Source organism: Effusibacillus lacus, assembly GCF_002335525.1.
Lineage (GTDB): Bacteria > Bacillota > Bacilli > Tumebacillales > Effusibacillaceae > Effusibacillus > Effusibacillus lacus.
On sequence record NZ_BDUF01000109.1, the window covers coordinates 84,113 to 95,618 of the forward strand.

Annotated in this window: 9 protein-coding genes; 8 read left to right on the forward strand and 1 reads right to left on the reverse strand. The window is 49.8% G+C overall.

Features of this window, described 5'->3' with window-relative positions:
- The first annotated feature begins 352 nt into the window (after positions 1-352).
- The 8 genes from EFBL_RS18305 (at position 353) to EFBL_RS18340 (ending at position 10,407) form a co-directional block, all read left to right on the forward strand.
- Positions 353-1,336, forward strand: coding sequence for a type I phosphomannose isomerase catalytic subunit (locus EFBL_RS18305; RefSeq protein ID WP_096184195.1), 984 nt, complete (start codon positions 353-355; stop codon positions 1,334-1,336).
- Between the two features lie 126 nt (positions 1,337-1,462).
- Positions 1,463-2,293 carry a pirin family protein gene (locus EFBL_RS18310; protein ID WP_096183849.1) on the forward strand — a complete coding sequence of 277 codons (831 nt, stop codon included), beginning with the start codon at positions 1,463-1,465 and terminating at the stop codon, positions 2,291-2,293.
- A gap of 38 nt (positions 2,294-2,331) precedes the next feature.
- Positions 2,332-2,904 (forward strand): LLM class oxidoreductase, encoded by a 573-nt coding sequence (locus EFBL_RS18315; protein WP_096183851.1) that lies wholly within the window; start codon positions 2,332-2,334, stop codon positions 2,902-2,904.
- A 61-nt stretch (positions 2,905-2,965) separates the two neighbouring features.
- Complete coding sequence (locus EFBL_RS18320; protein WP_096183853.1) at positions 2,966-3,895, forward strand: NADP-dependent oxidoreductase; 930 nt, start codon at positions 2,966-2,968, stop codon at positions 3,893-3,895.
- 556 nt (positions 3,896-4,451) lie between these two features.
- Positions 4,452-4,715 (forward strand): heterocycloanthracin/sonorensin family bacteriocin, encoded by a 264-nt coding sequence (locus EFBL_RS22010; RefSeq protein WP_165912482.1) that lies wholly within the window; start codon positions 4,452-4,454, stop codon positions 4,713-4,715.
- Positions 4,716-4,896: 181 nt separating this feature from the next.
- The gene (locus EFBL_RS18330; protein WP_096183857.1) at positions 4,897-6,864 is read left to right on the forward strand and encodes a putative thiazole-containing bacteriocin maturation protein; all 1,968 of its coding nucleotides are present in this window, start codon (positions 4,897-4,899) and stop codon (positions 6,862-6,864) included.
- Complete coding sequence (locus EFBL_RS18335) at positions 6,861-8,804, forward strand: TOMM precursor leader peptide-binding protein (RefSeq protein ID WP_096183859.1); 1,944 nt, start codon at positions 6,861-6,863, stop codon at positions 8,802-8,804. Before EFBL_RS18330 ends, EFBL_RS18335 begins: the two co-directional genes overlap by 4 nt.
- A gap of 22 nt (positions 8,805-8,826) precedes the next feature.
- Positions 8,827-10,407 (forward strand): SagB family peptide dehydrogenase, encoded by a 1,581-nt coding sequence (locus tag EFBL_RS18340; protein WP_096183861.1) that lies wholly within the window; start codon positions 8,827-8,829, stop codon positions 10,405-10,407.
- A 622-nt stretch (positions 10,408-11,029) separates the two neighbouring features.
- Here EFBL_RS18340 and EFBL_RS21540 read toward each other — a convergent pair.
- On the reverse strand, positions 11,030-11,506 hold a 477-nt coding region (locus EFBL_RS21540), incomplete at its 5' end, for a GerAB/ArcD/ProY family transporter (protein WP_231705881.1).

Below are 11,506 nucleotides of genomic sequence, written 5' to 3' on the forward strand. Positions count from 1 at the left end.
TCAGCTCCTTCTCGAATCCGAAACCAATATTGGGGACGTGCATATTTAACAAACGGATTTTGTAAAGATAATGTATTTCAATTGGTTCATTTGAAAAAGTTTCCTGATACGGAAACAAATCGAACGAGTGGATGGAAAGCTCGTTTCAGGATCGCAGAAAATGGGGAATCGATTGACCACCCGGGAGATTTTTGCATTAGATAAAGAAGGTACCGCATAAATTTCCGCCCTGAGCGAAGATGTTTTTGCCGCGATCGGGATTGGCTAGGTAACGATGATCAAATTATTTGACCCTGAGAAAATTGTGATTGACGGCGGCGTTAATTCTTTTGTCGAAAGAAGGAGAAAGACTTTGTTCGCATACCCTGTGAAATTTGCCCCAATTGCCCAGGCGAGAATTTGGGGAGGAAAGAAACTGAAGGAATGGTTTTCCGAAAAACAGGAAGGACCTATCGGGGAATACTGGGTCCTGTCAGGACATCCCAAAGCGACCAGTGTTGTCGTAAATGGGCCGTTTGCAGGAAATACATTGGTGCAGCTAACGGGGGAATTTCCCGAAGCCTATCTGGGAAAATCCCCGCAAGACCGGTTTCCGCTGCTAATCAAATTCCTTGAGGCAACTGATGATTTATCTGTTCAAATCCACCCAAATGATGAGTATGCCAGACAAAATGAAGGGGATTTTGGCAAAACGGAAGCATGGTATATTCTGGATGCGAAAGAAGATGCTCGAATCATCTATGGCCACACGTTTCCAAGCAGGGACGAGTACGTATTGGCGGTCAAAGAGAAAAGGGTACCCGAATTCTTGCGGTACAAACCGATCGAGAAAGACCAGTTGATTTTTGTCCCATCCCGAACACTTCATGCACTGCTTGCCGGAACGATCTTGATTGAAATCCAGCAAACATCGGATGTCACCTACCGTGTGTATGATTGGGATCGGGTGGATGACCAGGGCCGCGGTCGGGAACTGCATATTGAAAAAGCGGCCGATGTGATGATCTACGGCGAACCGGCAGGTACAGACGGGGTTGATACGAATCGGCGAACACTGTTCGAGAATGGACATGTCGTTCATCAGCATTTGGTGACATGCCCCTATTTTGTCATTGAAAAGCTGACGATTAAAGTATCAGCGCATCAGATCAACTTAGGCAAGCAGGGCAATCCGGATATCATCATAATTGCAAACGGTGAGGGTGTACTCGATCCCGTTGTCGATTTTGAACCGATAGAATTGAAGTATGGTGATACAGTTTTAGTTCCAAGCACAATATCTGAATATCAGATTCGAACAACTTCAAAAATTGAACTTTTGAGAACGTATTATTAAGCAGAAAGAATAAAAACAGGGATACGGAAAAAAAGTGGATGGCGAAAGTTACTCCATTTGACAAGGGGAAACTAAAAATTTATGATTCTAATAAAAGGTAAGTTAATTACTTTTAGGTGGTGCTGAATGAAAGAACGAGGTATTCGACGCAAGAAAACTGTACAATATCAAAGAAACAGCCCGATTCATCGCAACGGGTTTGTATTGGAACCTGGCAATTGGAAAGAGTACGACCCTTTTTTAGCATTGATGGAAGATTTCTTCCAAAAAGGAACTTTCGATTATCACCCGCATCGCGGTATCGAGACAGTCACGTATGTGATCGACGGCACGCTTGAGCATTTCGACAATAAAGCGGGAGAAGGAACACTGGAACCGGGGGATGTGCAGTGGATGACCGCTGGAAGAGGTGTCATTCACAAGGAAGATCCGGCGCCCGGTTCCACCGTTCACAGCTTGCAATTGTGGATCAACTTGCCAAAATCGAAGAAAATGACCGAGCCGCGATATCAAAATTTGAAAAGTAAAGACATGCCCGTTCGAAAAGAAGATGGAGCAACCGTTCGTGTCTTTTCAGGATCTTCGAAAGGCACACACGCTCCGACACTCAATCATGTGCCGGTAACCATGGTAGAAATTGAATTGGAACCGGAGACAAGTGTGTCGCAAGATTTGCCCGGAAATTACAACGGCTTTCTATATATTCTTGAAGGAAGCGGAACCTTTGGTATCGACGGAACCGAAGGACGTGCCGGACAAGTGTTGTTTTTAAGCTCTGTGGATGGAGATTCGGAGAGCGAAATCGTAATGACCGCCAAGGAAAAACTTCGCGTTCTAATGTACGCGGGCGAACCCGTGAACGAACCCGTTGTTTCGTACGGACCGTTTGTGATGAACACGCAAGAAGAAATTCGGCAAGCAATTTTGGATTATCAAATGGGAAGATTCGATGAGTAATCAATTCAAGAATTTACTGAATACCTTCTGCCCTTAGTATGTCCAAAGGAATTGCTGTACGTAACAGCACGAAACGACTTAGCGATATCCCATTGTCGGTTCTGGATCTTGCCCCGATTGTGGTGGGTGGAACACCCTCTAACTCTTTCCGAAACAGTCTTGACCTTGCCCAGCTCGCGTTTGCCAGCCATTTCTCACCGGATAATAAACTGTCGGCCCTGAAACTCTACCGCAGCAGTTTCAGACCTTCGGAAGTGCTTGATGCGCCGTACGCAATGGTGTGTGTCAATGTCATTGCAGCCGATAACGACGAAAAAGCCCGCTGGCTGGCTACCTCGATGGAACAACAATTCCTGAATCTGGTACGCGGTCGACCCGGTCAGTTAAACCCACCGGTGGAAAATATGGACGAACTGTGGACCGAATACGAAAAGGCCGCTGTCAAACAGCAGTTACGCTACACCTTTACTGGCGGTCCGGAGACCGTAAAGGAACAACTGGAATCGTTCCTGGATGCCACCCAGGCAGACGAGATCATGATCAATGCCCAGATTTTTGACCACCAGGCTCGTCAGCGCTCATACGAAATTGTATCCCAAATTGTCAGTTAGTAAGATATCCAAAACAAATGATTGGGTAAAGAAGAATATGAATGAACGGGAGGAAGAAAGAATGAAAGCTGTAATAATCGAAAATTATGGCGGGCGGGACCAATTGAAGCTTGTAGACACGCCGGTGCCGGAGATTAGAGAGCGTGACGTGCTGGTCGAGGTACATTCAGCATCCGTTAATCCGGTCGATTGGAAAGTCAGGGAGGGTCGTCTGAAGGCCAGGATTACATATGAATTTCCACTGATTTTAGGATGGGATCTTGCCGGGGTGATCAAACAGGTCGGAAGTCACGTAACAAAATTCAGAGTGGGTGACGAAGTTTTTAGCCGTCCCGATATTTCTCGGAACGGAACGTATGCTGAATATACGGTGGTAGAAGAAAATCTGCTTGCGATAAAACCCAGCAATCTGACATTTGAAGAAGCCGCTTCGGTTCCGCTTGCCGGCTTAACAGCTTGGGAAGCGCTGGTTGAAATCAGTCAGTTGAAGACCGGGGATAAAGTTTTGATTCACGCAGGCGCCGGCGGAGTAGGCGGTTATGCGATTCAACTGGCCAAAAGTCTTGGTGCCTATGTGGCAACTACCGTCAGTGGTAGAAATGTCAAATTTGTGAAAGAACTGGGCGCAGATGAAGTGATCGATTACGGACTGCAGGATTTTTCGAAGGTCCTGCACGACTTTGATGTAGTGTTTGACACCGTTGGTGGCGAAGTGCAAACTAAGAGCTTTGAGGTTTTGAAAGAAAACGGGATTCTTGTCTCGATTGTTTCACCCCCTAACCAGGAAGTGGCCCTTCAGAAAAAAGTTCGGCCGGAGTACTTTTTTCTGCAGCCGGATGGAGAAAAACTCGCCAAGTTGGCAAATTTATTTGAAACTGGCGATATGAAACCGATAGTCGGGAGCGTATTCTCTTTAAGCGAAGTTGCCAAAGCCCACGAGTTAAGCGAATCCGGACATGCACAGGGTAAAATCGTGATCAAAATCAAGTAGGGTAGTCACCTGAATAGTTCCGATAGTATATATTCCGGTACGGTGAAATGCGACTTATAGGGATGGACTGATCATTATTGGTTCGTCCCTTTATTTTATGGGATGCATCCCTGGGAATTATTGTTCTCAAAAATAAGTAGCCGTAATCGCTTGGTTTTCAAGTTAGATGGTATGCTCCATCTAGTATTTTCGCCCAAATGTTACCTCGTACGATTCGATTTACTCCATTCGTGTACAAGTTGCAAGGCGTTTACGAATTCATCCGACTTCTCCTGCACAGCCTCCTCTCACGTGTCGCCATGATTTTCTTCAGGATCTTTCTGGATAACGGTTGCTCGAAGCCCCAATAAAAATAGGCATTTGGAGCCGTGACAGGGGCGGAGCTTCTTTCATAGAAATAAAGCATCTTTTGTCGAGGGGGATATTCGCGGACAGAGTATTTGGCGGATTCACCCGTGGGCAGTTGTTTTCTGATTATCTTCGTTCTGTTCCTTTTGTTAGTTCCTGGTTACAGTGCTGGAGCAACCCAATAATCTTTTTAATGGAGGTTGTAAAAATGGATGATTTCAAAAAAGATCTCCAAAAGTTGAATGTCGACGAGTTCAGGGCGGGCGAGGTGACTCCTTGGGACAATCAAGGCCACTATGATATTGTTCAGGCTCGACAATTAGGTTGCGGTGGTTGCGCTGGTTGTGGTGGTTGTGCCCGCTGTTTCCCCTTTTTACTTTGTTTTCCTTGTTTCCCTTGTACTCCATGTGCTCGTTGTAGCCCATGTGCTCGTTGTGCTCGTTGTAGCCCATGTGCTCGTTGTGCCGGATAGTTTCCTAAGGGAAACCATGGCTCCCTAAGGAGAAGAGGTCGCCCCTGCATAGACTGGCGGTTGAGCCGGCAGGGGCTCTTCTCAAAAAATGATCAGGCAAGTGGGACAAATAGCAGTACATAAGATAACTGTGAAAATGATGGCGCAGTATTGAGAACAGCATACAGTGAGGAGGAGCGGAATGACAAGTTTGAACCCTTCTATGCGTCTGAAAGTGAAAGGGGACACGTTTTTTCTCCCTGATCCGAACGGCGGTGTATATTTTCGGAACAACTTAGGCTCGTTCCGTATGGAAGGCAGGACGATCGATCAGTGGATTGAAAAACTGATACCGGTGTTCAACGGAGAGCACACGTTGGAGGATTTGACAGACGGTCTGCCAGACCAACACCGGGAACGAGTGTATGAAATCGCAGAATTGTTGTACCAAAACGGTTTTGTTCGGGATGTAAGCCAAGACCTTCCGCATCAATTACCGGATGACGTTCTCAAAAAGTATGCTTCTCAAATTGAATTTTTGGACAGTTTCGGGGATTCGGGTGCCTACCGTTTTCAGTCTTATCGTCAGACCAAAGTGTTGGCGGTCGGCTCCGGCCCATTTTTTGTCTCGTTGGTTGCGGCGTTGTTTGAATCCGGATTACCCAAATTCCACATGCTGGTCACGGACTCAGAGCCTACCAATCGGCAGCGGTTAGAGGAACTGGCGGCACATACCCGGAAAACGGACCCCGAGGTAGCGGTAGAAGAAATAATCACCCTGCAGGTGCAGGGGGCGATTTCTTGGCGGGAGGCTGTGCAGCCGTTTGATTATATTTTGTATGTGTCGCAGGAGGGCGATGTCGAGGAACTGCGGGATCTTCATGCGGTTTGCAGGGCGGAGAAGAAGGTGTTGCTTCCCGCCATTTGTCTGCAGCAGGTGAGCCTGGCGGGACCGCTGGTGCATCCAGACTCAGAGGGATGTTGGGATTCGGCTTGGCGCCGCATACACAAATCCGCGCTATGCAAAGACTCGCAGCTGCACACTTTTTCTTCCACAGCGGGAGCGTTGTTGGCGAATGTGATCGTGTCTGAATTGGTAAAAACGGTTACGGGAGTTACCGAATCAGAACCGAAGAATAAATTCTTCCTGCTGGCTCTGGAGACGTTGGAAGGAAACTGGCACTCGTTCATACCCCATCCGCTGGTGACCGGACATGCGGCAGCCGAATGGGTTCAGGATGTCGATCTACGATTCGAACTGAATTTGATCAATAGTGAGTCGACCGGTTTGCTTCCTTACTTCAGCCGGTTGACATCGGCGGAAACAGGGATTTTCCATGTTTGGGAGGAGGGGGATTTGAAGCAGCTTCCGTTGGCTCAGTGCCGTGTTCAGGCAGCCGACCCGCTGTCGGAGGGACCGGCTGAGCTGTTGCCGGACATTGTCTGTGCAGGTCTGACGCATGAGGAGGCGCGGCGGGAAGCGGGGTTGGTCGGGATTGAAGCGTATGTGTCGCGAATGGCCGGTCTGCTCGTTTCGACGCTTCCCTCACATCAGGAAACAGAAGGTAATAAGGTAGAACCGCATGAATTTGTCGGTGTCGGAGCGGGGAAAACGGTTGCGGAAGGTGTTTGCCGCGGGTTGCAAAAGTGTTTGGCCGAGGAACTGGTCAAGCAACAGGCGGATCAGAAGCCCCCTGTCTTTCGGGTGGAGTTGAGAGAGGTAGAAGATGAACGTTGCCGGTTTTATCTGCAGGCATTGACCACGATGCAGGGAGAACCGACGATCGGCTTGGGAGAAGATGTGTCCGGATTCCCAGTGGTGTGGGTCGGTACAGGCGGTCGCTGGTATGGAAGCGTAGGCTTGAATGTGACAATGGCATTGCGAAAGGCATTGCAACAGGCGCTGCAAAAGGCACAGAACCAAGCGGCGAACCTCGCGACACAAGCGCTGGAAGTTACGTCCGTGCTTCTGGAGGAAAAGGTGCCGCAAAGCCTTGTGATTCCCGCGTGCAAAGAGGCGGCACATTCGGAAGTCTTGCAGTCCGCCCTGCAGGTTTTAAAACAGAACCGCAAGCGGCTCCTGGTCTTCGATCTGGCGCTGGAACCGTTTTTGAAAGAGGAACTGGCAGGAGTGTTTGGCGTGCTGTTGCGAGAGGAGGAATCACGTTGAGTGCTGTCGTGGCAGTTGTCGGAGAAGGGCTGCTGGCGGACTTTGTGTGCGCAGAACTGTCTGCCCAATACGAGGTCGTTCGTCAGACCGATTTGAAGGCAGGAGTACCGGAATCGACGGATTTCGCTCTGGTGTTGCACGATGCCTGGCATCCCTCCGTTCATCACGAGGCGGAAGAGGTGTTTCAGCAAAAAGGCATCCCTTGGCTTCGCGGATTCGTTTCATTTGGCGAGGGGGTGATCGGGCCGCTGGTCCGCCCGGGTACTCCGGGGTGCTCCAGGTGCGCAGACATGAGGCGCCTCATGGCGGGACGCGACCGCAAGGAGATGTGGGAACTGCAAAAGAGGCTGGCGGAGCAAAAGGGAATGCCACGTGACGTGTGGGCATCGCGCACGGGTCTTTTGCACATGGCTCACCTGCTTGTGGCGGAGGCCCATAGGGTGTTGCACGACAGCCGGGCCCACTTGGAAGGGCGGGTGTTTTTGATCAACCTGAAAACGCTGAAAAGCTCACGACACTTCTTTCTGCCCGACCCGCTGTGTCCTGTGTGTAGCCAGTTGCCTGATGATTCTCCGGAAGCGGCGCGAATTACACTGCAGCCAAGTCCGAAAATCAGTGCCGACAGCTACCGCTGCCGTTCGATGGATGACCTCAAGCAAGTTCTGGTCAAAGACTATCTGGATTACCGGACCGGCTTTCTGAATGGGAAAATGTATGACCTCGTGTCGCCGTTTGCCGATGTGATTGTAAATCTGCCGTTGTTTACGGAGGACGAGGCCGCTTCAGGTCGGACGCATTCATATGCAGATAGTGAGTTGACTGCGATTTTGGAGGGCTTGGAGCGGTACTGCGGTATGGCACCTCGAGGCAAACGGACGGTCATCCACGACAGCTACCTCAAACTGGCTGATCAAGCGCTTTACCCCGTCAAGGTAGGTGTACACGCGAAGGAACAGTATGCACGGCCCGATTTTCCTTTCAAACCGTTTGATCCTGAACGCCCAATCGATTGGGTATGGGGATATTCATTTTTGCAAGAGCGTCCGATTCTGGTACCGGAGTTGCTCGCCTATTACAGCGCGGCATGCGGGCATGGATTTGTCTATGAAACTTCCAATGGATGTGCGTTAGGCGGAAGTTTGGAGGAGGCCATTTTCTACGGCATTTTGGAAGTGGTGGAACGTGATTCGTTCCTGATGACTTGGTACGCGCAACTGCCTCTCCCGCGCCTTGACCCCTATTCCGCTGACGACCAGGAATTGCGGTTAATGATCGACCGTTTGCAAACAGTGGCGGGATATGATCTGTATTTGTTTAACTCAACGATGGAGACCGGGATTCCAAGCGTTTGGGTATTGGCGAAAAACAGGAAACAAAAGGGAGTGAATCTCGTCTGTGCGGCCGGAGCTCATCCGGACCCGATTCGGGCGGTAAAAAGCTCGATACACGAAGTGGCCTCCATGCTGCTGACGCTCGACGATAAATTTGAGGCGAACCGGGAGGAGTATATGCGAATGTTGCACGATCCGTCCCTGGTGCAGAAGATGGAGGACCATTCCATGCTGTACAGTTTGCCGGAAGCGGAAGAGCGTCTGCATTTTTTGCTGGATGAAAATCGTCCGTTGCGAACGTTTGAAGAGGAATTCAAGCGGAAGGTGAGGCATTCGGACCTGACCGATGATTTGAAGGACATTCTCCAGGCTTTCCGCCGATTGAACCTCGATGTGATCGTGGTGGACCAGACGACGCCGGAAATCAGACGAAACGGACTGTACTGCGTAAAAGTGCTGATTCCGGGGATGCTGCCGATGACGTTTGGACATCACCTTACCCGCTTGACAGGGCTGGAGAGGGTGTTGAGGGTACCAATGGAACTCGGGTATACGAAGCAACCGTTGACGATTGAGCAGCTCAATCCGCATCCGCATCCGTTTCCATAAGCCGTAACCGGGAGGAAGAAGGATGAATCTGGAAGCGTTTCTACACAATCTGCATTTTGACACTGACAAGGTCAGACCGCCGGACTGGGATGTGGATTGGGAAGACGCACCGCTTGCGTATAAGCTCTACCGTGGCTTGCCAGTGGTTCCGTTATCTCCGGAAGTACCGCTGACGCTCGAAGCACGGGAAGCGTCCACGAAGCCCGACCTACACGGAATTGGACATTTACTCTGGTACGTTTTCGGGCTCACTCAAATCTGCCAGTCAGTCTTTGACCTGGATTTCACAGAACCAGCGACGGGTCCAATGCAATCGTACCGGAGGTTTATTCCCTCCGGCGGGGCGTTGTATCCAAACGAATTATACGTGTATCTGAAGATGGAGGATTTGCCTGCCGGCGTGTACCATTATGATGTGGCACACCACCGCTTGGTGTTGCTGCGCGAAGGAAATTACGATTCCTATCTTGCCCGGGCTCTTGGCAACCGCTGTGACGTGTCGGCTTGTTTTGGCACTGTTTTTGTGTCGACTATGTTTTGGAAAAATTTCTTTAAATACAATAACTTTGCCTACCGCCTGCAAGGTCTGGATGCAGGCGTGCTGATCGGGCAGTTGATTGAAGTGGCGAAACGGTTTGGCTTCGCATCAGGGGTGTACTTCCAGTTTCTAGATCGGGCCGTCAACAATCTGCTCGGGCTATCCGAACAGGAGGAGAGCGTGTATGCGGTTATTCCCTTGTCGGTGGAGCCTGCAATCACTTGGTTTGGGAACGGGAATGACGGAGAAGGGATTGTCTCTGCCACCGAATTATGCCGGGAGTTGACAGCGGTTCATCATGATCACTACGTCCGGTCGCGGAGGGTCATGGAGTATCCGATGCTGATCAAGATGAATGAAGCGTCCCTGCTGGAATCACTGCGATCGTTTCGGCAGTTCGGGGGGAAGAAGAACGTAAGCTGTGAGGGCGAGGCGATAACTCTGCCCCAGGTGAAGCGGTTGGCGTATGATCTGGCATCTGTTTGCCGAAAGCGGTATTCACCGGGGATGGATTTCGTTTGGGCCAAGGTAAGCCAAGAGCAACTGGCCATTCTGTTGCAAGAGACGACGGCTTCCTTCTCGTATCGAAATGACTTGGATGGAGCGCATGAGGGGTCCGAGCCCCGTATCTCACTGTATTGCTGTTTGTACAGCGTCGAAGGCATCCCGGATGGCGCTTACTGCTATGACAGCGCTGCTCATGCGTTGAGGCGGGTACGTATCGGAGATCTTCGGCCCCGACTGCAAGAGGGAATGTTTCTGGATAATGTAAATCTGTTCCAGGTACCGATCTGCCTGCATGTGGCGGGGGAACGGGATCACCTCAAAACGGCACTGGGGTACAGAGGGTATCGCATCCAACAGATGGAAGCGGGTATGCTCGTGCAACGTTTACTGCTGGCGGCGTCCGCCATCGGGATGGGAGGACACCCGCTCCTCGGATTTGATGCAAACCTGTGTGATGAGATCTACAGGATGGCGCCGCAAGGAAAAACCAGCCTGATCCAAATCCCGGTCGGTCCCCATCGTCCTCGCCCCCGGTTGAAGGGAAGTTTGCATGGCTAGGGGAAGTAAGAGTGTAAGTTCTGGTTGTGGTGCAAAACATGTTGATAGATTCTACGACGGAAAGGGCAGCCGAGTGTTGATTACATTGGGGCTGCCCTTTAGGGTAAATAAAATTTATGTGTAAACTCCCGCACCAGAACACACAGACGTTCAACAGATTGCCGAACAGCATTTGCTGTATGTTTAGATTTCTATTTAAGTTAACATAATATATATTATCGGACTCAAAAAAATACACAGAAATCAGAATTCTTCCGGCGTCATTAGATCGAACCACAGATGTCTTATTCCAGTCCTTCATTCATAGCTTGCTATAACTTCGAAATAAACGCTAACCGGTTCCCACACGCAACCCATTTTTCTTTGCAGCGTAGTTTGTCTCCCGCAGCACTTGCAAGGCGCTGATTTCGTAATTCATCTGCTCCACAGAATCCTTCATCATACCCGGTTCGGTAGATACGAGACCCTAAGGATTTTCCGATCCTTGTTTCTGCTGTACTAGTCCACCCCGACGTCCTCGTGACCGGCGATTCACCCCCGTTTTTTCATCCCGTGGATATGTTTATGTAAAACTCCCTATTCTTGTCTCCCCCGAGAAAATTGTTGGTGATAAGAGCGGGATTTACCTTGTTGCCATGATCCTGCTGAGTCGTTTTTTCCCCCAGGCAATACAGAACAGAAGCACAGGAATGGCTACAAACACAATCATGAAAGAAAATGTCACGGACGTAGCTATCGCATGCGTTAATTCCTGCAGATTGGGTGCGACCCAAACACTAAACAAAGTTAAAAGAAAGCCAAGCGGAAACACGATCGGCCGATAATCGGACAAGGCCATCCATTGGGCGGTTCCAAGAACGGACACGTAAAAAAATACGCAGATTTTCACAAATGCACCTAACACCCAAATAGCCATATACAGCGATTCCAAACGGCTAAAAAATTCGGCCAGACTGATGTACCTCGCAACAATCAAGAAGGGATAGGTATAATTGCCGGTCATCTCTCCCAAGAGCAGCAGTGTTGCCAGATTCGAAATCACCAGCGTCAAGATCACCGCGAATAAGGAAATCAAGATACTTTTCGCCGCTTTTTCGCG

Bases quoted from the DNA above. Each gene is read 5' to 3' on its own strand.
- EFBL_RS18310 (WP_096183849.1), top strand. From the start codon at position 1,463: ATGAAAGAACGAGGTATTCGACGCAAGAAAACTGTACAATATCAAAGA.
- EFBL_RS18315 (WP_096183851.1), top strand. From the start codon at position 2,332: ATGTCCAAAGGAATTGCTGTACGTAACAGCACGAAACGACTTAGCGAT.
- EFBL_RS18320 (WP_096183853.1), top strand. From the start codon at position 2,966: ATGAAAGCTGTAATAATCGAAAATTATGGCGGGCGGGACCAATTGAAG.
- EFBL_RS22010 (WP_165912482.1), top strand. From the start codon at position 4,452: ATGGATGATTTCAAAAAAGATCTCCAAAAGTTGAATGTCGACGAGTTC.
- EFBL_RS18330 (WP_096183857.1), top strand. From the start codon at position 4,897: ATGACAAGTTTGAACCCTTCTATGCGTCTGAAAGTGAAAGGGGACACG.
- EFBL_RS18340 (WP_096183861.1), top strand. From the start codon at position 8,827: ATGAATCTGGAAGCGTTTCTACACAATCTGCATTTTGACACTGACAAG.